Consider the following 22439-nt stretch of genomic DNA (forward strand, 5'->3'; position numbering starts at 1 on the left):
CGCACGCAATGGCCGGACCGGTCGGGACCTTGCGAGCCTGATCTCAGCGGGCGACGAGCTGGCGGAGCACGGAGCCGGTGCGCCGGATGCCGGCGAGCTCCTCCGCCGTGATGGCGACGGCCCGGTCGATCTCGTCGGCCGTGTGGATGCTGGTGATGAAGAAGCGCAGCCGGGCCGACTTTTCCGGCACGGCCGGGTAGATGATCGGCAGGGCGTTGAGCCCGCGCTTGAACACCCGGTCGGCGAGGACGGCCGCCTGGGCGCTGTCGCCCACGATCACCGGCACGACCGCGTAGCCCTCGGACAGGCCCGTGTCGAGGCCGGCGTCGCGGGCCTTGGCGAGGAAGCGCTCGCCATTGCGGCGGAGCGCCTTGACGCGCTCTGGCTCGGCCGTCATCACCTGGAGCGACGCGATCGCGGCCGCCGCAAGCGGTGCCGAGAGACCGACCGAATAGACGAAGCCGGGCGCCTTCACCTTCAGGTACTCGCAGAGCGCCGCCGACCCGGCGATGTAGCCGCCGCAGCCGGAGAGCGTCTTCGACAAGGTGCCCATCCAGAGCTCGACGCTGGCCGGATTGACGCCCTGGGCCTCGTGGATGCCCCGGCCGGTCGCGCCGAGCACGCCGAGGGAGTGGGCCTCGTCCACCATCAGCCAGGCGTCGTGGCGGCTCTTCACCTCCACGAAGCGGGGCAGGTCGGGGAAGTCCCCATCCATGGAATAGAGGCCCTCGATGACGATCAGCACCCGCTCGTACTGGAGCCGCACCTTGGCGAGCAGGTCGTCCACGTGCTGCCAGTCGTTGTGCGGGAAGGTCATGCGCGCTGCGCCGGACAGGCGGGCGCCCTCCGCGATGGAGTTGTGGATCAGCGCGTCGATGAGGATCAGGTCCTTCGGCCCCATCAGGGTGCCGATGGTGGTGACGTTGGTGGCGTGGCCGCTGACCATGGTGACGGCGGCCTCGGTGCCGTGCACGGCCGCGAGCGCCGCCTCCAGTTCCCGGTGGAAGGGGCGCTCGCCGGCGACGACGCGGCTCGCCGACACGGACGTGCCGTAGCGGTCCACGGCGGCCTTGGCGGCGTCTGTCACGCGCGGATGGCCGTTGAGGCCGAGGTAGTTGTAGGACGCGAAGTTGAGGTAGGGCCGGCCGTCGATCAGGCTGGTGCCGGCGGCGAGGCCGTCGTGGGCGCGGAAGAAGGGATTTTCGATCCCCATCATGTCCGCCGCCGCGCGCTGGATGCGCAGCTGCTTGTAGTCGTCCAGGGTGGAGAAGTCGAACGCGGCGGCCTTGCGGACGGCCGGCGCCGGGGCCGGCGCGTCGGGCCGGACCTTGCGGTTCTGGCTCGCGGCGCGCAGGCCCTTGAGGAGGGCGTCCTTGGCGGCCCCGGACATCCCTCCGTAGGTGCGCTTGTCATCCATCAGCCGGTCAGCCTCTTCACGCTCGTGGACTGGGCCTCGATCGCGCTCACGACCGCGGCGAGTTCGTCGTCCATCTCCTCGCCCACATGGCGGGCGGCGGCCAGCTCGCTGTCCGCGGACGCGGCGTCGTCGCCGCCGGCCGCGCCCGCCTTGTCGACGATGCGCCGGGCGATGTCGCCGAGCGCCGCGCCGTTGGCCAGCGACAGGAGCGGGATGTCGATGCCGAAGCGCTGCTCGGCCGCCATCCGAAGCTCCAGCGCCATCAGGCTGTCCATGCCGATCTCGGTGAGCGGCCGGGACGGGTCGATGTCCTCCACCGGCAGGCGGAGGATGCGCGAGATCTCGCCGGCGAGCGACTCGGTGACGAGCTTGACGGCGGCCCCGTGGTCGAGGCCCTCGATCAGGCTGGCGAGCTGGCCGTCGCCGGCGCCGTCGCCCTGGGCCTCCGCCGCGGCCACCGCCACCCGGGCGGCGAGCGGGGTCTGCATGATGGCGAGCTCGCGCCGGGCGGCGGCCCAGTCGATCCGCGCATAGGCGATCACCGGCTGGTCGAGGCCCGCGTCGAGGGCGAGCTCCAGGCCGGCGAGAGCCGCCTTGGCGGTCAGCGCCTGCTTGCCGAGACGCATGGACAGCATGTCGTTCACGTCGGCGTTGCGGGCGAGATAGCCGGCGTCGGCGATCGCCCCCCAGGCGATGGCGAGCGCCGGCAGGCCGGCTGCGCGCCGGGCGCGGGCAAGGCCCTCCAGATAGGCGTTGGCCGCCACGTAGGGAGCCTGGCCCGGGTTGCCGATCAGCGTGGTCGCCGAGGAGTAGAGGACGAAGAGGTCCAGGTCCTCGCCCCGGGTGGCGGCGTCGAGGACCGCGGCGCCGGCGATCTTCGGCGCCATGACGGCCCGCATGCGCGGCCCGTCCAGGTTCTGGAACAGGGCGTCGTCGAGCACCATGGCGGTGTGGAGCACGCCCTTCAGCGGCGGCAGATCCGCCCGGATCCGGGCGAGGAGCGCGTCGACCGCGTCGCGGCTGGTGATGTCCGTCGCGGTGACGAGCACGCGCGCGCCGGCCGCCTCCATGTGGGCGATCGCCTCGGCGGCGACCGGAGACACCGTGCCGGACCGGCTGGTGAGCACGATCGACCGGGCGCCCCGGCGGACGAGCATCTTCGCCGTTTCCACGCCGAAGCCGCCGAGGCCGCCGGCGACGATATAGGTGCCGTCACCGGTGATCCGCGCCGGGCGGCCCACGGCCTTCGCCGGGGCTTCGGGCGGGAGGACCAGGATCTTGCCGATGTGGCCGGACTGCTGCATCAGCCGGAAGGCCTCGGTGATCCGCTCGGCCTTGAACACCCGGTAGGGCAGGGCGGTGAGAACGCCCGCCTCGAAGCTTTCCACCAGGTCGCGGAAGAGCTGCTCGGTGAGCTTGGGCCGGCGGGTCAGCAGCTGGTCGGCGTCCACCCCGAAGTAGGAGAGGTTCTGCCGGAACGGCCGGAGGCCGATGCGGGTATTGGCGTAGTAGTCGCGCTTGCCGAGCTCGACGAACCGGCCGAAGGGCTTCAGGACCTCCAGGCTGCGCTCCATGGCCTCGCCGAAGAGGGAGTTCAGCACCACGTCGGCGCCCTTGCCGTCGGTCAGGGCCATCACCTCGTCCGCGAAGGCGAGGGAGCGGCTGTCGAGCACGTGGGCGGCGCCCAGCATGGAGAGGAGGCGACGCTTGTCCGGCGAGCCGGCGGTGGCGATGACGCGCGCGCCCCGGGACAGGGCGATCTGCAGGGCCGCGAGCCCGACGCCGCCCGCGCCGCCGTGGATCACCACCGTCTCCCCCTCCTCCAGGCGGGCGAGTTCGACGAGGGCGTACCAGGCGGTCAGGAAGGTGACCGGGATGGTGGCGGCGGCTTCCAGGTCCACGGTGCTGGGCACCGGGGCGAGGGCCTTCTCGGCCACCACCACGTGGGTGGCGAAGCAGGCGGGCGCGAAGGAGATGACCCGGTCGCCCGGCTTGAACCGGCGGACGGCGGGGCCGACCCGGGTGATCACGCCGGAGCATTCCATGCCGAGGGTGGCGCCGGCGAAGCCGTCCTCCAGCGCCTCCTCGGGGAGGAGGCCGAGGGCCCACATCACGTCACGGAAGTTGAGGCCGGCGGCAGCCACCTCGATCTCCACCTCGTCGGCTTGAGGCGCCCGGCGGGCGACCGTCCGCCAGACGAGGCCGTCCAGGGTGCCCTGCCGCTCGATGGCGAGGGTGCGGCCGGCGGGACCGTCGATGGTGGCGGCGAGCGCCGGGGTGGTCAGAGACGGGCCGGAGACGATCCGCACGGCGGCGGCGCCGCGCTCGTCCACCACCAGTTCCCGCTCCGCCCCGGGGGCGGCGAGGAGGGCGTCGAGGCGCGAGGCGGCCTCCGCCGGCGAGAAGGCGACGGCGAGATCCACGAGGCGGGTCTCGATGTCGGGGTACTCGTTCATGAGCACCCGGCCGAGGCCCCAGACAGCGGTTTCCACCGGGCGAGCAGTCCGGCCGGCCATGCCGGAGCCGCCCGGCGCGACGATCCAGAGCCGCGCCGGCGGCTTCATGCCGCCGTTGAGGACGCCGTGGAGGGTCAGCACGCGGGCCTCGGCGGCGTCGAGCGCGTCGGCCTCGCCGGCCGTGGACGGCGACGGGGCGTAGACGAGGTCCTTGACGGAGGAGCCGGAGATCAGGGCGTGGAGGTCCGCGTCGGACCCGGCGTCGACCGCCTCCAGGGCGTAGCGGCCGTCGGTGGCGCGGCGGGCGACCGCCACGCGCACGGGGCGGCCCTCCGCCGCGACGGTCGCGGCGAACGCGTCGGCGAAGGCGCGGCTGGCCGGCTCGCGGTCGACGAGAACCAGGATCGGGTCCTGGGGCGCTTCGGGCGCGACGGCCGTGCGGAGCGGCGCCCGGGCGACGATGAGGGAGGCGCGGGTGGAGCCGCCGACGAGGTCGACCGCCGTGGTGGCCGTGAAGCCGAGCGTCGCGAGGGAAGAGGCGTGACCGGCGCCGGTGCGGCGCGGCCCGACCGGGTAGGACGGGTCCACGCTGTCGGCCCACCAGCGCGCGGACAGGCCGAGGGTGAGGTCGGCGAAGAGGCTCGGGTCCGCCTCGCCCGACAGCACGACGGCGCCGGAGGAGAGGTGGGCCGCGACGGCCTCGACGGCTTCGTTCCCGTCAGGGCGGCCGAGGAGGTCGCACAGGATGGCGAGATCGAACAGGCGCGGCTCGCCGGCGCCGGCGATCCGGTCGAAGTCGGCCACCTCGATGACGCCGCCGGACGCGAGGTCCAGGCGGATCCGGTCGACGCGGCCGGCCTGCGGATCGGTGACCACGATGGTGCCGACGGTCGGGACGGCGGCGAGTCTCCGGGACAGGGCGGCGGCTTCGGGGCCGACGAGGAGGATGCGCAGAGCGCGGTCCGCCGACCAGGACGCGGCGAGATCGAGCGCCGCCGTGGCCACGCCTTCGTTGAGCGCGAGCGTGACGGGCGCGGTGGTCTCCAGGTGATCGGCGAGCCCGGCGCCGAGCGGGGCGGCCCCGTCCGTGGCCAGACCCTCGGCGAGGCGGCGCGGCAGGTCTGCCTGCAGGCGGACGAGCGCGGTCGCCTCCGCGATCCGCTGCGGGTGGGCGGCCACGAGGGTCGCGATCACGGCGTCCGACGTCGGATAGGGGGACTCGGCCGCAAGCGTCACGCCCGCGTCGGAGCGCTCCACGGCGCCGTCCTCGTCGAGAGCGTCGATCAGGCGATTGAGGAGCGGCAGCGCGGAGGCCGCGAGCGCGCCCTCGGCGACGAGCGCGGCCGGATCGATCAGGCCGTTCTTCGCGAACCGGGCGGCGGCCTCATAGGCGAGCGCGCGACTGCCGGCGTCCACGAGCAGGGCCCCGTCGTCGAGGTCCTCCGGTTCCGGAGCGGAGAGGCCGAGCGCGGCGAGGCGCGCGGCCGGATCGGCCCAGGACTCGGGCAGTTCCACCGCGTCGGTCTCATCGGCGAGCCGGAGGGCGGTGGTCGTGAGCACGAACTCGTCCGGGTCGGCCGCCCGCGACAGGAGGACCGCCTTGAACCGCACGCCTGTGGCGCGGGCGACCACCGCGCCGTCGGCCGCGACGAGCGTGAAGCTCGCCTCGACGGACCGGGGCGACGCCTTGGTGACGGTCACGATCGCGCCGGCCGGCGTGGCGCCGGGGGTGTATACCCGCAGGTCGCCGATCCGGACGGGGAGGTAGGCGCTGTCCCCGGCGGCGCCGAAGGACTTCTGAATCAAGTAGAACAGGCCGTGGAAGCTGGCATCGAGCAGGGTCGGGTGCAGCACCATGCCGGCGTCGTCGAGCGAGTCCGCCTGGTCGGCGGACAGCGCCACGAAGAGGGATCGGTCGTCGATCGGCGTGACCGAGACGGCGCGCTGGAAGGCGGGGCCGTAGTCGAGGCCGAAGCGGCGGGTGAGGTCGTAGAGCGCGTCCGCGCCGAGGCTCTCGCCGGTCGGTGCCGGCACGGCCACCGGATCCGCGGTCGCGACCGGCGGACGGGCGATGCGGGCGCGCACGTGGAGGGCAAAGTCGTCGCCGTTCAGGCGGCGACGGCTGGAGATCTCCACCACGTGACGGTCCGGGTCCACCTCGGTCCGAAGCTCGACGGGTTCGTCGGCTTCCAGAACCAGCGGACGGAGGATGTCGAAGTCGCGGATCTCCACCGGCGCGCCGCCGAACACGGCCGCGGCGGCGGCGAGAGCGGCCTCCACGAAGCCGGCGGCCGGGAACACGGTGGAGGATTCCACCTTGTGGTCGGCCAGCCAGGGCACGATGTCCGCGTCGATGGCGGCGATCCACGGGCCGGACCCGCGACGCATGCGGAAGCCGAGGATGGGATGGTCGTCGCCGGCGCCGAACACGTCGGCCGCCTCGTCCGTGTGGTCGATGCGGAAGGGCTGGTTCTGCCAGGCGTAGCGCGGTAGATCCACGTCGACGGCGGCGGGTGCGCCGAAGAAGCGGCTGTCGTCGATCCGGGCGCCCTCCACGAGGGCGCGGGCCACGATGTGGCCGATGACGTCGCCGCCGGTCTCGTCCGCCTTGTCGAGCGTCGGCACCGCGACGCCCGGCCGGGTGACACCGGCAAGGCTATCGGTGACATAGGCCTGGAGCACCGGCTTCGGGCCGATCTCCACGAATACCTTGGCACCGAGCTCCGACAGGCGTTCCACCGCCTGCCGGAAGAGCACCGGCTGGCGCACGTTCCGCCACCAGTAGTCGGCGGAGAGCGCCGCGCCCTCCACCACGTCGCCGGTCACGGCGGAGACGTAGGGCAGGCGCGTCTCGTGCGGCTGCAGCGTGGCGAGCGCCTTCACGAGCGGCTGGCGAATGGGATCGATCAGGGCGCAGTGGAACGGATAGTCGAGCTTCAGCTTGCGCATCGCCCAGCGGTTCTTCTTGGCGACCTTGGCGAATTCGGCGATCTGCTCGTTGGTGCCGGACAGCGTCAGCGACCGAGGGCTGTTGTCCGCCGCGATCTCGATGTCCGAAAAGCCGTTTTCCGAAAGCGCCTTGCGGGCGTCCGCCAGGGGCACCAGAAGCGCCGCCATGCCGCCGAGGTGACGGGTCACCTCCTGCTGGGTCGAGCGCACGTGGATGAGGAAGACGGCGGACTCCAGCGACAGGGCGCCGGCGGCCCAGGCCGCAGCGACCTCGCCGACCGAGTGGCCGGCCACCATGTCGGGCTTCAGGCCGCGGACCGCGAGGGCCTCCACCGTCGCCACCTGGATGGCGAAGAGCAGCGGCTGGGCCACCTCGGTCCGCTCGATGTCGGTCTCTAGGTCCTCGGAGAACAGCGTCGTCAGCAATGACCAGCCGGCGATGCGCATGAACAGGCGGGTGACCGTGTCGAAGGCGGTCCGGAAGGCGGCGTCGCTCTGGTATGCGCCGAGGCCCATGCCGGCCCACTGGGAGCCATTGCCGGAGAACACGAACGCCACCGGCGCGGTGCGGGCCGTGGCCCGGCCGGACACGTGGTCGATGCCGCGTTCACCGGCGAGCCAGCGGTCCAGGCCGTCGCGCAGCTCGTCGGCGGTGCCGCCGAGCACCACCAGCCGGTGGTCCAGCCGGTCGCGCCGGAAGGCGGCGGCGTTGGCGATCCGCGCCGCGGCCGGCGTGTCGGCGTCGTCGAGGCGGGAGCGGTAGTCGGCCGCCAGCGCCTTCAAGGCGTCCGGCGACTGCGCCGAGACGACGAGCGGCGCCACCTTGCCGGGCGCCCGCTCGCGGGCGACCTCATGCGGCGCCGGCTGGCGGATCACCGCATGGGCGTTCGCGCCGCCGAAGCCGAAGGAGTTGACGCCCACGTGGAGCGGCGTGCCGGTGGCCGGCAGAGGCCGGGCGGCGGTGACCACCTCGATATTGAGATCGTCGAACGGGATGTCCGGGTTGGGCGTGTTGAAGTGCAGCGACGGCGGCACCATCGCCTTTTCCAGCACGAGCTGGGCCTTGAGAAGGCCCGCCATGCCGGACGCGGCCTCCAGGTGGCCGATGTTGGTCTTGACGGAGCCGACCGGCAGCCGCTCGCCGCGCTTGCGGCCGAGGATCTCGCCGAGCGCCTGCGCCTCGGCCGGGTCGCCCACGCGGGTGCCGGTCCCGTGGGCCTCGATATAGGCGAGGCCGGCCGGGTCGATCTCGAAGCGGTCGTAGACGTGACGCAGGAGCGCCGCCTGCTGCTGGGCGGACGGCAGCGACATGCCGACGGTCCGGCCGTCCGAGTTGATGCCGGATCCGACCAGGACGCCCCGGATCGGGTCGCCGGCGGCGCGGGCGGCGTCCATGGTCTTCAGCACGAAGGCGACCGCACCCTCCGAGCGCACGTAGCCGTCGCCGTCCGCGTCGAACGCGCGGCAGAGGCCGGTCGGCGACAGCATGGAGGCGCGGGAGAAGCCCACGAAGGCGAAAGGCGACAGGAGCATGTTGACGCCGCCAACGATGGCGGTGTCGATCCGGCCGGAGCGCATGGCCTCCAGCGCCTCGTGGAGCGCCACCACCGACGACGAGCAGGCGGTATCGACCGTGAAGCTCGGGCCCTTGAGGTCGAAGATGTAGGAGATGCGATTGGAGACGATCGACAGGGTGTTGCCCGTCATCATCTGGATGTCCATGGCGGACGGGTCCACCACGAAGCGGTTCGAGTAGTCGACGCTGGACGCGCCCACGTAGACGCCCGTCTCCGTGCCGGCGAGCCGGGACGCGGGCAGGCCGGCGTGCTCCAGGGCCTCCCAGACCACCTGGAGGAGGATGCGCTGCTGCGGATCCATCTGGATCGCCTCGCGCGGGGAGATGCCGAAGAAGGTGGGGTCGAACCCCCAGGGGTCGTCGAGCTGGCCGGCCCGCCACGTGTAGCTCTTGCCCGCGGCCTTGCGGTTGCGGTGGCCGAACCGGTTCAGCGCCCAGCGGCCGGGCTGGATTTCCCCGACCACGCACTCGCCGCGCTCCAGGATGGACCAGAACTCGTCGGCCGTATCGGCCTGCGGAAGGCGGCAGGCGTAGCCCACAATGGCGATGTCGCGCGGAGTGCTCGTCATGGATCCCCGTGAAGGCTGCACTTATTCTCTTCGACGGCAAACGGCGGTCGCGACTGGCCAAGGTTCGCGATCGGCAATAATGACGAGGTTCGCCGCACCCACAATCCACTCACTACGGCGATACGGCAAGCTCCGCAACCGGGTTTTTGCGCTGCAAACTGTCGTTGCGGTGCCACGTATGCAGCAGCAGCATCGGTTATGGAGTCGGGCGGTTCAAGCTGAAAGCGGGGCTTGACCCCGTTGCCGGGTCGCCGGTGTTGCAACGGGGTCGCAGCGCGAATCAGGTTCAGGCCGCCTTCTGGCGGGCCTGAACCTCCTTGATGTCGGTGAAGCGGATCTTCGGCCACTTGTCGCGGATGTAGTTGAAGGCATAACCGGAGGTAGCAAGAAGAACCGGGTCGCCGTCCACGTCCTCGGCGAGCGACGATCGGTTCGTGGCCAGGAAGTCGGCGATGTCCCGGTCCTCGCCGCCGATCCACCGGGCCATGTTGTACTGGCTGCCCTCGAACCCGACCTGGAGGCCGTATTCCTGGTCGAGCCGGTTCTGCAGCACGTCGAGCTGCAGCGCGCCGACGAAACCCACGAGGGCAGGGGACCCGTCCACGGGACGGAACACCTGGACGACGCCCTCCTCGGCGAGTTCCTGCAGCGCCTGCTTCAGCTTCTTGGCCTTCATGGCGTCCTCCAGGCGCACGCGCCGGAGGATTTCCGGCGCGAAGCTCGGTACGCCCACGAAGGTGATGTCCTCGCCCTCGGTCAGCGTGTCGCCGATCCGGAGCGTGCCGTGGTTCGGGATGCCGACCACGTCGCCGGCGAAGGCGGTCTCGGCGAGCTGCCGCTCCTGGGCGAAGAAGAACTGCGGCGTGTGCAGGCTCATGGTCTTGCCGGTGCGCGAGTGCTTCACCTTCATGCCGCGCGTGAGCTTGCCCGAGCACAGGCGGATGAAGGCGATGCGGTCGCGGTGGTTGGGATCCATGTTCGCCTGGATCTTGAACACGAAGGCCGTCATGCGCTCCTCCTCGGCCTTCACGGTGCGCACGTCCGCCGCCTGGTCGCGCGGCGGCGGCGCGAAGGCCGCGAGCCCGTCGAGGAGGTCCTTGATGCCGAAGTTGCGGAGCGCGGATCCCCAGAACACGGGCGTGAGGTGACCTTCCCGGAAGGCCTCCAGGTCGAACGGCGCGGTCCCCTCGCGGGCGAGCTCGATCTCGTCCCGCAGCGGCTCCAGGTGGCGTTCGGCCAGGAGCGCGTTGAGCGCGTTGTCGCCGATCTCGTCGGCGTGGTCGTCGCTCTTCTCGTTCATCAGCCGCGTGCGCTGGGTCCTGAGGTCGTAGGTGCCGAGGAAGTCGCGGCCGGAGCCCACCGGCCAGGTGATGGGAGCGGTGTCGAGGGCGAGCGTCTTCTCGATCTCGTCCAGGGTCTCGAACGGATCGCGCGCCTCGCGGTCGAGCTTGTTCACGAAGGTGACGATCGGGATGTCGCGCATGCGGCAGACTTCGAACAGCTTGCGCGTGCGCGCCTCGATGCCCTTGGCCGCGTCGATCACCATGACGGCCGAATCCACCGCCGTCAGGGTGCGGTAGGTGTCCTCGGAGAAGTCTTCGTGGCCCGGCGTGTCGAGGAGGTTGAAGACGTTGCCGCCATACTCGAACGTCATCACGGACGTCACGACGGAGATGCCGCGATCGCGCTCGATCTTCATCCAGTCCGACCGGGTGCGCCGGTTCTCGCCGCGGGCGCGGACCTGACCGGCGAGCTGGATCGCGCCGCCGAACAGCAGGAGCTTTTCGGTCAGGGTGGTCTTGCCGGCGTCCGGGTGCGAGATGATCGCGAAGGTGCGGCGGCGCGTCACCTCCGCCTTAATGGGATCGGTGGCGCCGCCGCCGGCCGTTTCACTCGTCATGATGGTCCATGGTCTCCGGATGCGTTCCGCCGGGCGTCCGCCCGGCGCCGGAGACGGGCGCTCGGGTCAGGGCTCCTGCTTGAGGAACACGTGTATGTCGTCCGTCGTCAAGAGCGCGGCAAGCTCCATCCGGCCCGCCGCGTCCAGACGCTGTTCAAGGAGGGCGCGGGCGCTGTCCACGCGCCAGACCAGATCCCGCAGGGCCATCATGGCCGTCCGGGTGGAATGGTGGTCCGCGCCGCTGCCGCCCACCAGGGTTCGGGCCAAACCAACAAGCGGCGAGTCGTTTGTCAACCGCAGTCCGTCGTCCCCGGACAGTTCCACCGCCGTGAGGAGGAGGCGCAAGACCCTCAGGACATCGGCTGACCTGCCCCCCTCGCCGCCCGGCGAGGAGAGACCGTCGTCTGGAATTTCTGCGCGCGGCATGAATGTCGATCCCGCAAAAAACGAATGCTTCGAAAATGTCGATGTCGGGCGTCGACGCTATGGTGTTGTGGGCTCGTCCCGCGAAATCGGTGCGGGCGAGCATCTTGGCGCGTGACCGGACGACAGGATAAGTCCCGAGCGGGCCGTTCGGTACAATGCTATCGCTTCAGAACCGTCCACTTTCGCCGGAGCCGTTAACGGATCGTGAAAGGTCGCGGCGAAACAAGGGGGCCTCGGCGGCGAGCCCAAGCGGCGCCGCCGGGCAAGTGCCGCGCCGCCGTCGGACGGCGCGAGGGCAGGGGCCCGGGCACCTTGCCGCGGGGCGCCGGACGGCTCCGGCGGAGCCGCGGCCTCCCACCGCCGCCAGCGTGCGGACGGCCGGGCCTTCGACGGAGCTTTCCCTCGCGATCCGGGCGAAGATCTCGCGCTAAGCCGTTCATTCCGTTCGAATGCTGATTACCCATGCTCGCCACGAGCGGGCACCGGCGGACGGCTGGCGTCACCCGCCAGGGCGCCATCGGACAGGACCTCGGGACGCCGGGCGTCCATATCTTTCGCCGTCCCGCACATCCGTCGCACGATCGTCACGAAGCTGCGACGGACGCGTTGACAGCCCAAGGTCGATGGAGTACCAGAGCGTCGCTGCCGGCGGGGTTGACTCATCCGCCGGTCCGATGTGGAAGCACGGATCCCGCTGGGGGATAGTTTAATGGTAGAACAGCGGACTCTGACTCCGTTAGTCTTGGTTCGAATCCAGGTCCCCCAGCCAATCTTTTTTCTCCTAATGAAATCAATGGTTTAGGGCCCGATGCGTACCTCGCTCGGTACCCTGGAATGTACCTCGTTCCATCCGGCGCGATCGCGGGACTGCCAGCGGTCTGTTCAGCTTCGGCGTGTGACGCCTTCGTCGTAGACGCGAGCCGTGTCCTCGCTCATGATCCCATCGGAGAAGCCAAGCTGAAGTTGGTGGGCGATGGGCAGCAACTTCGCGTTCCTGGAGGAGGTGGAGCCACAGCTCGCGCGGCTGGGAAGGCTTGCCGAGCTGCTGTTCCATCAAGACGCGCCGACATCCATCGTGAAGACGCGCCAGCTCTCGGAACTGGTGGCCAAGCAGGCAGCTGCGAGGGCTGGTATCGAGTTGATGCCTCGGGAGGGCTTCGAGGAGGTTCTTCGTCGCTTGCGTGACAGCGGACTCCTGCCGCGTGAAGTGGCGGACGTCTTCCACTTCGTTCGTCGGGCGGGCAACGCGGCGGTTCATGAGAACGTCGGCACGCTCGGGGAAGCCCTGACGGCCCTCAAGATGGGCCACGGGCTCGCGGTCTGGTTTTATCGAACCTTCGCTGGGCAGCCAAGCTTCCGGCCTGGACCGTTCCGTCCACCAACTCCTCCGCCAGATGCAACTGAAGAGCTACGAGCGGAGATCGGGGAATTGCATCGGCGTCTGGCCGAGAGCGAAACCGTTGCACAGCGGGCGACCCGTCGGGCTGAAGAAGAGCGGCGGGCACGCGAGACGGCCGATCAGCAGTACGAGCGCGAACAGGCCGACCGGATTGCCGCTGAGCAGCTCCTGGACGAGGTTGAAGCAGCAAGGCACGACGTCGAACGGGAACTGTCGCGGCTTCGGGATGCCTCCGTGCCGGAGCGAGAGGCTGCACTGCCGATGCTCCAGAACCTCGCCGAGACCGCTGCAACGGTCGTTGTGCTGGACGAGGCCGATACACGCAGGCTCATCGATGACAAGCTGAGGCAAGCCGGCTGGAAGGTCGACAGCGACCTCATTCGCTACGGGAAGGGAAGCCGGCCGGCGGATGCAGAGGCTATCGCCATCGCCGAGTGGCCAACCGAGAGCGGGCCGGTGGACTACGCCCTGTTCTTGCGCGGGCGGTGCGTTGGTGTGATCGAAGCCAAGCGGCAGGCCGTGACCGTGCCATCGGTCCTTGTCCAGGCTCAGCGGTACGCCCGTGATATCAAGCTCGCACCCGAAGAGCTGGACTTCGACGCTCCCTACCAGCACGGCCTCAGCGGCGCGTACCGGGTGCCCTTCGTCTTCGCGACCAATGGCCGGCCGTTCGTCAAGCAGCTCGTGACGATGTCGGGCATTTGGTTTTGGGATGCACGGCGCGAGACGAACGCATCTGTTGCCCTGCCAGAGTGGTTCTCCCCGCGCGACCTGGAGGAGCGGCTACAGCAGGCCTCTTCAGCGGCCGAGGGATTGGCCGAGGAGGGCTTTGACTATGCCGGGCTCCGTCCCTACCAGCAGGAGGCGATCACGGCTGTGGAGGCCGCTATCGCTGAAGGGCGACGGGACGTCTTGGTGTCCATGGCGACTGGTACCGGCAAGACCCGTATGTGCATCGTGCTGATGTACCGGCTCCTCAAGCACAAGCGGTTCCGGCGCATCCTTTTCTTGGTCGACCGAAGCGCTCTCGGCGAGCAGACGATCCAGGCGATGCAGAACACGGAGTTGGAGGGTCTGCGCAGGTTCGCCGAGATCTACGGTGTGGCTGGTCCAGAGAAGCGTTCGCCGGAGAAGACCGATCGGGTTCACGTAGCGACCGTTCAGGCCATGGTGAAGCGCATCTTCCATGCCGAAGATGAAGACCAGCGGCCGACACCCGGGCTCTATGACGCGATCGTAGTTGACGAGGCTCACAGGGGGTATGTCCTCGACGCCGAGCTTCGAGACGAAGACATCGGGTTTCGCGACCTCGACGACTACCTCTCCCAGTACCGACGCGTCCTCGATCACTTCGATGCCACCAAGGTGGCTCTGACGGCCACCCCAGCCTTGCATACGACGGAGATCTTCGGCCGGCCGGTCTTCAACTACGGCTACCGTCAAGCGGTCGTGGACGGCTACTTGATCGACCATCTACCGCCACGGCGGATCACCACAGCGCTCTCACAGACCGGCATCCAATTCGAGGCCAGCGAAGAGGTTGAGGTGATAGACCCGAGAACCGGCCAGATCGATCTTTTCGAGACGCCGGACGCGGTGAACTTTGAGGTTCAGGCCTTCAATCGGAAGGTCTACACCGAGGAGTTCAACCGGGTAGTCGCGGAGGCTGTGGTGGCCGAAGTGCCACCCGATCGGCCGGGAAAGACGCTGATCTTCGCCGCACGTGACGATCATGCCGAGATACTCGTTACCCAGTTCAGGAAGGCGCTGACGGACCTGTACGGTCCACAGCCCGATGGCACCGTCGTGAAGATCACGGGCTCCGTCGATCGGCCCTCAGACCTGATCAAGCGCTTCAGGAATGACCCGCTGCCGAAATATGTGGTGACGGTCGATCTCCTCACCACGGGTGTCGACATCCCGGAAATCTGCAACCTCGTCTTCGTTCGCCGCGTCAACAGCCGCATCCTCTACGACCAGATGATAGGCCGGGCGACGCGGAAGGCGGACCATATCGGCAAGGAGGTCTTCCGCATCTTCGACGCGGTGGACATCTATGCCAGCCTCCAGGCGATGACGGACATGCGCCCGGTCGTCATCGATCCCACGATAACCCTCGCCGGGCTCGTCAGCGACCTTCGCCGCGCCGAGACGGACGAGGATCGCGTGTTCGTTCGCGACCAGATCGTCGTGAGGGCGCGGCAACACCTGAACCACACGACGCCGGAGGCTGCCGAGACCATCGAGACGCTCACCGGCATCCCCGCGAGGGACCTTGCGAACCGGCTCCGGACCATGCCGCCGGCCGAGATCGTCGCCCTGTTCGAAGCCCGTCCGGAGTTGGTCACGCTCATCCAGAACCAGGCTCCCGCGAGACCGCGCCCGCCCGGTATCTATATCTCTACCCACGAGGACGAACTCGTCTCGGTGACGGATATCTTCGAGGGCGTGCCGTCTCCGGAGGACTACATCACGGCCTTCGAGCGCTACGTGCGGGAGAACATCAACCTCGTTCCGGCGCTCACCGCCGCAGCCCAGAGACCACGCGAGCTGACCCGCAAGGACCTTCGTGAACTCGCGACACTCCTGGACGGCCGAGGCTTCTCCGAGGCGAAGCTTCGCCGCGCCTATGGAACGGTGCGCAACGCCGACATCGCCGCCCACATCATCGGCTTCATCCGTCAAGCTGCGGTTGGCGATCCGCTGGTGCCCTATGCGACCCGCGTCCAGAACGCCATCGCTCGGATGAAGGCGTCTCGCTCGTGGACGGCGAAGCAGCGGCAGTGGCTCGATCGGATCGGCCGAGCGCTGAAGGAGCAGCCAGTTGGCGATCCGACCATCCTCGACGCTCCCGCCTTCCAGCTCCAGGGTGGCTTCAAGGCAGCCGACAGGGAGTTCGAGAACGGCCTCGGTGCGCTTCTCCAGGACATCAACGCCGAGATCTGGGGCAAGCCTGCAGCATGACGAACCAGAGCGGAGACGTGGTCATCGTCGGGTTCGACGCGGCATGGACGGACCATCCGAAGAAGCCCGGCGCGATCTGTTCGGTGCGCTTCCAGGGCGGACGCTGCACGGCTTTCCATCCGCCCCGGCTGGTCTCGTTCGGAGAAGGACTGGCCTTCATCGAAGAGGTGGAGGTCAAGGGCGTGCCGGTTCTGGTGGCGCTGGACCAGCCGACCGTCGTACCCAACGCGACCGGCTCCCGTCCGGTAGACAAGATCGCGGCCACGCTCGTCTCCTGGATCGGCGGTGGCGTCCAGCCGGCGAACCGGAGCAAGCTGGGCATGTTCGATGACGAAGCGCCCGTGTGGCAATTCCTGGAGGCCCTTGGTGCCATTCAGCACCCCGAAGAGGCCCGGACTGCGTCCAGCGGGCGATACCTGATCGAGGTCTTCCCGGCTCTTGCGCTCACCGGTCTCGACTCCTCGTTCTTCGGCCGTCTGGCTGGCCCACGCTACAATCCGGAACGGCGGAAAACCTTCCAGCAGGATCACTGGCGGCGGGTACTGGTAGCTGTGTCGGCCGAGGCTCGACGGCTCGGATGCGAGGCCGTGGCCGACTGGCTACCCGTGCTTGATGTCGAGCCCGTCCGCAAACCTCACCAGGATCTGACGGACGCCGTCATATGCCTTCTCATCGGCATCCGCTGGCGGCTGGAGCCTCGGGAGAGTTCGATCGTGATCGGCTGCACTGACCGGGGTTACATGGTTGCTCCCGTCACACCGCCGATCTACGACAGGCTCTCGGCCGCTGCGCTGCTTCGCGGCGTCCCCATTGATCAACCCACCCCCTCCAATCTCGGGTCGCCCGCATGAACCCTTCGTCCGACCTCGTGAACAAGCTCTGGCGGCTGTGTGCGCTGCTCCGCAAGGACGGCGTCACCTACCAGCAATACGTGACCGAGTTGACCTACCTGCTGTTCCTCAAGATGCTGGCCGAGAAGGGCATGGAGGCGGGGCGCATTCCGGACGGACTGAGGTGGGCGGACCTCGTGTCGGCCGAGGGGCTTCCCCAGCTCGCGCTATACCGGAAAGTTCTCGCCTCACTGGGCGATCCGCTGAAGCCGCTTGACCGCATCGTCCAGGCGATCTTCGCCAACTCGGCCACCTTCATCCGCGAGCCGGTGAACCTGGAGAAGCTGGTCAGCGCTATTGACGAGCTGCACTGGTTCTCCGACGAGCGGGACAGCTTCGGTGATCTCTACGAGGGGCTTCTCCAGAAGAACGCCGAGGAGACCAAGCGCGGGGCAGGGCAGTACTTCACCCCGCGTGTGCTGGTCACCGTGTTGGTGCGCCTGATGAAGCCGCAGCCGGGCGAGGTGATCCAAGACCCAGCAGCTGGCACGGGTGGTTTCCTGATCGCCGCCGATGCGGCCATGAAGGCCGAGACGGACGAATACACCATGCTGCCGACCGCCCGGCAGACGTTCCAGATCAAACGGGCATTACAGGGCGTCGAGAATGTGGAGGGCGTCTATCGCCTCCTCCTCATGAACCTCTTCCTGCACGGCATCGAGAGCGAACACATCACGTTGGCCGACACGCTGGGGCCAGAGGGGGCTGATATCGCCAAGACCTGGCCGGCCGACCTCATCCTCACCAATCCGCCGTTCGGGCCGGCTGGCGGTCGTCCTTCGCGAGACGACCTGACCGTGACCAGCACCGTCTCATCGTACCAACTCCCCTTCGTGGAGCACTGCATCCGTTCGCTGAAGCCGGGCGGACGGGCGGCGGTGGTGGTGCCCGACAACGTGCTGTTCGAGGACGGGCGCGGCCGAGAGCTCCGGCGCATGCTGATGGATCGCTGCGACCTGCACACCATCCTCCGCCTGCCGACCGGCATCTTCTACGCCCAGGGCGTGAAGACCAACGTCATCTTCTTCCGCAAGGGCACGGAGACGAGCGGCAACACCAAGGCGGTTTGGGTCTACGACTTGCGCGCCAACATGCAGTCCTTCGGCAAGACCGCGCCGCTGACCGAGGCTCACTTCGCCGACTTCGACGTCGCCTATGGAGACGACCCGAACGGCGGTGGGACGCGGTTTGACCAGGGCGGGGCTGGCCGCTTTCGCCGTTTCACCCGCGAGGAGATCGCCGCTCGAGGCGACAACCTCGACATCACGTGGTTGAGGGACACCAGCGAGGACCCGGAGGACAGCTTTACCGAACCGGAGGAATTCATCGCTGCTATCCGGGCGCATCTGACGAACGCGCTGGCGGAGATCGAGGCGCTCGCGGACGAGTTGGAGGATGGGGCCGGGGTCGTGGTGCAGGAGGCTGCCGAGTGAGCGAGCAACCTCGTTGGACCTTACCCGACTCGTGGAGCTGGGCACAATTCGAGGAGGCCGTTCACATCGCTTCCGATCTCCGATCACCCAAGGAGATACCGGCGCTTCCCCACATCGGGCCGGAGCACGTCGTGTCAGGGCGCGGGGAACTCCTCCCCCACAACACGATCAGCGAAGATGGCGTGATCAGCCCCAAGCATCTGTTCCATCCGGGGCAGGTAGTCTTCTCGAAGATTCGTCCTTATCTCAAAAAGGCCTTTGTTGCCCGCTTCTCTGGTGCTTGTAGCGCAGACATGTATCCACTTGACCCAAGAGTGTGCACCGACGCCGCATACTTGAAGTGGTGGCTGAATTCAGAAGAGTTCGTTACGTTCGTAGCACGGGAACAAGGGCGCACTCTTCTTCCCAAGGTTAACCAAGATGGACTGAACCGAACTCCACTCCCGCTTCCTCCCCCTGCCGAACAGCGCCGGATCGTGGCCAAACTCGACGCCCTCTCCGCCCGGTCGAAGCGGGCGAAAGCGGAACTGGAGCGGGTCGAGGCCCTGGCGGAGCGGGCAAGGCAGGCGATTGTCGCCGAGGCGTTCGGCCGCAAACGGGCCGACGTAGCTGATCTGATGTCCTGGGACGGGCCCTATTCGCTGCCACCTGGATGGCAGTGGAAATCTGCTGCAGAGGTCGTCGAAGCTGGTGCAGATATCGTTTACGGGATAGTCCAACCCGGCCCGAGGCTATCCGAGGGCGTTCCGTACGTTCGCGGAACGGATATTGAAGGCGGTACGATTAAGATCGATCAATTGCTGCGTACCAGCCGAGAAATCGCAAACCGCTACTCGCGAGCCTGCCTGAGGGGCGGAGATGTGCTTCTGGGCATCATTAGAGCTACGAAGGTAGCTATAGTGCCGGACGAGTTGGAGGGCGCGAACATTACTCAAGGTACAGCCCGCCTTCGTCCCAGTTCATCGATACTGCCCCAGTTCTTGGCGCTCTGGCTCCAAGGTCCGGTCGCGCAAGGGTGGCTGCGACAGCGGATGCGTGGGATTGATATGCCCGGCCTGAACTTGAGGGATGTAAGGAGGTGTCCAGTTCCGCTCCCATCAATTCAAGAACAAACCTCCGTTTTGGAACGGTTGAACAGTCGCCTACAGTCGCTGAAGGTAGCCTGCGTAGGAGCGTCTACTGTCGCGAGCCACTTAGAACGCCTCGACCGGTCCATCCTTTCCAAGGCATTCCGAGGCGAACTCGTCCCGCAAGACCCTGCCGACGAGCCGGCCAGTGTGGTGCTGGAGCGCATCCGGGCGGAGCGCGTCGGTTCGGATGGTCCTACGAAGCGTCGCCGAAAAGCGGTACAGGACTGACACCGGAACGCTGCACGGAGGAGGGCTCGTGGACGATCTGCCCGCATCCACCTTCGAGCGCGCGATGTTGCTCCAGGGCATCCTGATCACGCGAGCGACCGGCGGTCAGGGGGATAGCCACACCTACTCCGTTCTCCGGACTGAGTTCATTCAGGACAGCACGTACAACTCCCTCCTGCCGGCATTTGTCCGCACCTGCCGGACGCTCGATCAGTTTTGGAGTTGGATCAAGTACGAGGCTGACACCTATCAGGCGCGCCGTGATCTGATCTATCGAGGCTTTTTGCCGCTGCTTCAACACCTCGAACTCGGTACCTCCGCACCGTCCGATCCGGCGGTCACCGAAGCGTTGCGGGCGTTCGATCCGGAGGGCGTCCACGAGGTCTGGAGCAAGGCTATCCAGCGGCGGGCAACAGACCCCGAGGGGGCCATTACCATGGCACGAACGCTGGTCGAGACCGTCTGCAAGCACATCCTCGATGCTGCCGGAACGTCCTACGGCGATGAAGACCTCCCGAAGCTCTACCGGATGGCGGCGGGGGAACTCTCGCTTGCTCCGAGCCAGCACACCGAGGAGACGTTCAAGACCATCCTCGGCAGTGCGCAAACCATCGTGAACACCCTCGGGACTATCCGCAACCGCGTTGGGGACGCACACGGCCAGGGCAGCCGGCCTGTGAGACCGAGCCCGAGACATGCCGCCCTGGCAGTCAACCTTGCGGGCGCGATGGCCATGTTCCTGGTTGAGACGGAGCTGGCTCGACGGGAGGTTGCGCAGAAGCGTTGATGGATGCGATGAGCGCTGCCTCGACCAGCACATAGGAAGGCGCATGTCTAAGGTTGTTCGCATCGAACGCATCGATCCGCCTGAGGGCGGGCCAGAGGTGCCGCTTCTCACGCCAAAGGGATACCAGTTGGCCGATCCCGCACATGGCAAGGAGCGGCACCACGCTAAGCACGCGGTCTATGCTCCGACCCTGGAGCGGGCCGCAGAACTCATCAAGCAGGGCTTCTCGATCTGGATGAAGCAGGAGGGGAAGCGGCAAACCCTGATCAGCCCGAAGAGCCTCAGAATCGTGCGGTGACGACCGAAGAAGGCACGCACTTGCGCACCATAACGGTCGTCAATCCGGCCCCGGTAAGCGGTGTACGTGAGCACCGGCTCTGAAGCCGGCACGGGTGAGGCGAAAACACACAATCAGAAGACCTACAACCCCCAGGAACAGAGTGCGCGTTCACACTCGGCCGGAGTGTCCTTGATGCGGTAGATCGCTTGGCGGCTCAGGCCCGTCCGTCCAGCGATCTCCGAGACGCCGATGCCCTGGCCGAGCAACCCCTGCACGGTGGTCATGTCGTCTCGGGTGAAGCTCGGCTTGCGGCCCCGGTAGCTGCCTTCTACAGCCTTCGCATGGGCGATGCCGGCCTTCTGTGCCTCCTTGGTAGCCTCCGACTGCGCCTGCGCGGTTGCTGCCATGAAGGAGATGAGAGCATCCCTGACGGCCATCTGCATCGGATCGGTGGTCGCGCCGTCGAAGGTCATGTTGTTGATCACCGTCCTGATGACCACGCCGCGCCGCATGAACTCCCGAATGGTGTCCGTCACATCCTGGTAGTTGCGGCCGAGACGATCCACCCAGCGCACAACCAGCACGTCTCCGGTACGCAGCATGTCGAACAACCGGCGGCCTTCTGGGCGGTCCTGAAGGCGTGTGGTGACGCCCGACTGCCCATGGTCGGCAACCACGTCTGTGATGGGGAAGCCTGCCGCTACGGCCTGCGTGCGCTGGTGGTCGAGCATCTGGTCGGCGGTGGAGACGCGGGCATAGAGGACGGTCTTCATGCGGGCACCTGATCGCGGACAGCCTGTCCGAATGGATGATGTCCGTTGATAGAGCTGTCCGTATAGCGATGTCAACCCATACGGACATGCTTCTGGCGAGGGATGAAGATGGCCGCTGAGGTATACCTTTATGGACAATCCTGGACTTTGCGGCGGCAACCCGAGCCGGCTCATACGCCTACTCGCCCTCGTTCGCCGTCCCTCAACAGGGAGGTATACCCGTGGGTTATTGTGAACGATGGCCCGCAGGGTCATCACCCATAATAAGTCTCATGCTCTCGATTGGCTTCCCCTTCGCCTGTCCCTCTGCTCCTTCCTGCACTTCAGGTACTTAGAGACATTTTTCTGCGCGATACCGGCGACGTCGGCCATTGCTGTCTGCGGGAGATCGGGGAAGTGATCAACGAGCCATAGAACACGTCCATGACCGTTCAAGTCCGTCATATTGGCCTCCTTTCGGTCGCGCTCATAATGGGCAAGGGCTGTCGTTGCTCTTGCGACGGCAGACCCATGCCCCTCGTCATCGAGGTACGACCGGTAGATGAAACCCCATTCTTGATCGAGCAAGGCTTGGCAAGCGGGCGACAGAACATCGAAGGGGTAGCCCTTTACAGGCCTGTCATGGCGTTTTCCCAGCCCCTTGGCGACCATGTACCGGGGCAATCGGTAGTGCCCATGACGACCCTCAGGAGTGAGGAGACCAGCATGGTGGAGAATTTGCCTAATTTGGCGAGGGCCAAGTTCTTTCGACCATCCGTATTCGCTGACGGTGATCCAGTTCCCAAGGTCGCGGGTGATGAGGTCGCCTGTTAACCTATCCAGGACGGTTCCGGAGTAGAGCATTGCACGAACCTTGGACTTCATATCGAGGATTGAGGAGGAGCTTGAGCAACTGCACTTGCGAGGCGAGAGGTTTCTCGAGGACGCTTTGATCTGATGGCGATCGGGGTGTGTCGATGTGGACTACTGCCGAACACCGTCAGCATTGTTCTCTTTTCGTTCTCACGCTACTTGATCATGTGGACGGCCATTGGCCATCACGAGAACGAGGCAGGCAATGGCACGAGGACCGGCGAAGGATCACCCGTTCAAGGTCGAGCTATGGTCGGACGACGACATTGTGCGGCTGGAGGAGCTGGCGACGGCTTCGACTTGGGCGCTGGCAAAAGTCGCCTATGACGAGGCAGTGAAGACCTACCCAGGCAAGCGGATCATAATCCGACAAGGAATCAGGGTCGTCACCAGTCCCGACTGAAGGGAGA

Annotated in this window: 13 protein-coding genes and 1 tRNA gene; 8 read left to right on the forward strand and 6 right to left on the reverse strand. The window is 67.3% G+C overall.

Going from position 1 to position 22439, the window contains the following annotated elements:
- Nucleotides 1-43 precede the first annotated feature (43 nt).
- From HND91_RS04275 to HND91_RS04290, 4 genes are all read right to left on the reverse strand, one after another.
- Complete coding sequence (locus HND91_RS04275) at nucleotides 44-1417, reverse strand: aminotransferase class I/II-fold pyridoxal phosphate-dependent enzyme (RefSeq protein ID WP_181705305.1); 1374 nt, start codon at nucleotides 1415-1417, stop codon at nucleotides 44-46.
- A complete protein-coding gene (locus tag HND91_RS04280; RefSeq protein ID WP_181705306.1) occupies nucleotides 1417-8967 on the reverse strand; it encodes a type I polyketide synthase in 7551 nt (2516 codons plus the stop codon). Before HND91_RS04280 ends, HND91_RS04275 begins: the two co-directional genes overlap by 1 nt.
- Nucleotides 8968-9253: 286 nt before the next feature.
- On the reverse strand, nucleotides 9254-10867 hold the full coding sequence (locus tag HND91_RS04285; protein WP_181705307.1) for a peptide chain release factor 3: 1614 nt from the start codon (nucleotides 10865-10867) through the stop codon (nucleotides 9254-9256).
- 66 nt (nucleotides 10868-10933) lie between these two features.
- The gene (locus HND91_RS04290; protein WP_181705308.1) at nucleotides 10934-11134 is read right to left on the reverse strand and encodes a hypothetical protein; all 201 of its coding nucleotides are present in this window, start codon (nucleotides 11132-11134) and stop codon (nucleotides 10934-10936) included.
- Between the two features lie 854 nt (nucleotides 11135-11988).
- Between HND91_RS04290 and HND91_RS04295 the strand changes: the two genes are divergently transcribed.
- The 7 genes from HND91_RS04295 (at nucleotide 11989) to HND91_RS04325 (ending at nucleotide 20422) form a co-directional block, all read left to right on the forward strand.
- A tRNA-Gln gene (locus tag HND91_RS04295) sits at nucleotides 11989-12062 on the forward strand.
- 204 nt (nucleotides 12063-12266) lie between these two features.
- Nucleotides 12267-15656, forward strand: a complete 3390-nt coding sequence (gene hsdR, locus HND91_RS04300) for a type I restriction-modification system endonuclease (RefSeq protein ID WP_181705309.1) — start codon at nucleotides 12267-12269, stop codon at nucleotides 15654-15656.
- Nucleotides 15653-16507: a DUF429 domain-containing protein gene (locus HND91_RS04305; protein ID WP_181705310.1), complete on the forward strand. Its 855-nt coding sequence runs from the start codon at nucleotides 15653-15655 to the stop codon at nucleotides 16505-16507. Before hsdR ends, HND91_RS04305 begins: the two co-directional genes overlap by 4 nt.
- The gene (locus HND91_RS04310; protein WP_181705311.1) at nucleotides 16504-17979 is read left to right on the forward strand and encodes a class I SAM-dependent DNA methyltransferase; all 1476 of its coding nucleotides are present in this window, start codon (nucleotides 16504-16506) and stop codon (nucleotides 17977-17979) included. The genes HND91_RS04305 and HND91_RS04310 overlap by 4 nt, the downstream gene beginning before the upstream one ends.
- A 182-nt stretch (nucleotides 17980-18161) precedes the next feature.
- Nucleotides 18162-19337, forward strand: coding sequence for a restriction endonuclease subunit S (locus HND91_RS23170; RefSeq protein WP_181705312.1), 1176 nt, complete (start codon nucleotides 18162-18164; stop codon nucleotides 19335-19337).
- 28 nt (nucleotides 19338-19365) lie between these two features.
- On the forward strand, nucleotides 19366-20124 hold the full coding sequence (locus tag HND91_RS04320) for an abortive infection family protein (protein ID WP_343057092.1): 759 nt from the start codon (nucleotides 19366-19368) through the stop codon (nucleotides 20122-20124).
- 43 nt (nucleotides 20125-20167) lie between these two features.
- On the forward strand, nucleotides 20168-20422 hold the full coding sequence (locus tag HND91_RS04325; protein WP_181705314.1) for a hypothetical protein: 255 nt from the start codon (nucleotides 20168-20170) through the stop codon (nucleotides 20420-20422).
- Nucleotides 20423-20544: 122 nt separating this feature from the next.
- Here HND91_RS04325 and HND91_RS04330 read toward each other — a convergent pair whose 3' ends face one another.
- A complete protein-coding gene (locus tag HND91_RS04330) occupies nucleotides 20545-21177 on the reverse strand; it encodes a recombinase family protein (protein WP_181705315.1) in 633 nt (210 codons plus the stop codon).
- A 270-nt stretch (nucleotides 21178-21447) separates the two neighbouring features.
- On the reverse strand, nucleotides 21448-22041 hold the full coding sequence (locus HND91_RS04335; RefSeq protein WP_181705316.1) for a hypothetical protein: 594 nt from the start codon (nucleotides 22039-22041) through the stop codon (nucleotides 21448-21450).
- Between the two features lie 193 nt (nucleotides 22042-22234).
- Between HND91_RS04335 and HND91_RS04340 the strand changes: the two genes are divergently transcribed.
- Nucleotides 22235-22432, forward strand: coding sequence for a hypothetical protein (locus HND91_RS04340; protein WP_181705317.1), 198 nt, complete (start codon nucleotides 22235-22237; stop codon nucleotides 22430-22432).
- Nucleotides 22433-22439 lie beyond the last annotated feature (7 nt).

It is taken from the genome of Chthonobacter rhizosphaerae (assembly GCF_013839525.1).
Classification (GTDB): domain Bacteria; phylum Pseudomonadota; class Alphaproteobacteria; order Rhizobiales; family Pleomorphomonadaceae; genus Chthonobacter; species Chthonobacter rhizosphaerae.

Coding starts and splice junctions, on each gene's coding strand:
- HND91_RS04285 (WP_181705307.1), bottom strand. CDS start 10,867: ATGACGAGTGAAACGGCCGGCGGCGGCGCCACCGATCCCATTAAGGCG.
- HND91_RS04335 (WP_181705316.1), bottom strand. CDS start 22,041: ATGAAGTCCAAGGTTCGTGCAATGCTCTACTCCGGAACCGTCCTGGAT.
- hsdR (WP_181705309.1), top strand. CDS start 12,267: ATGGGCAGCAACTTCGCGTTCCTGGAGGAGGTGGAGCCACAGCTCGCG.
- HND91_RS04340 (WP_181705317.1), top strand. CDS start 22,235: ATGGCACGAGGACCGGCGAAGGATCACCCGTTCAAGGTCGAGCTATGG.
- HND91_RS04275 (WP_181705305.1), bottom strand. CDS start 1,417: ATGGATGACAAGCGCACCTACGGAGGGATGTCCGGGGCCGCCAAGGAC.
- HND91_RS04310 (WP_181705311.1), top strand. CDS start 16,504: ATGAACCCTTCGTCCGACCTCGTGAACAAGCTCTGGCGGCTGTGTGCG.
- HND91_RS04325 (WP_181705314.1), top strand. CDS start 20,168: ATGTCTAAGGTTGTTCGCATCGAACGCATCGATCCGCCTGAGGGCGGG.
- HND91_RS04330 (WP_181705315.1), bottom strand. CDS start 21,177: ATGAAGACCGTCCTCTATGCCCGCGTCTCCACCGCCGACCAGATGCTC.
- HND91_RS04280 (WP_181705306.1), bottom strand. CDS start 8,967: ATGACGAGCACTCCGCGCGACATCGCCATTGTGGGCTACGCCTGCCGC.
- HND91_RS04305 (WP_181705310.1), top strand. CDS start 15,653: ATGACGAACCAGAGCGGAGACGTGGTCATCGTCGGGTTCGACGCGGCA.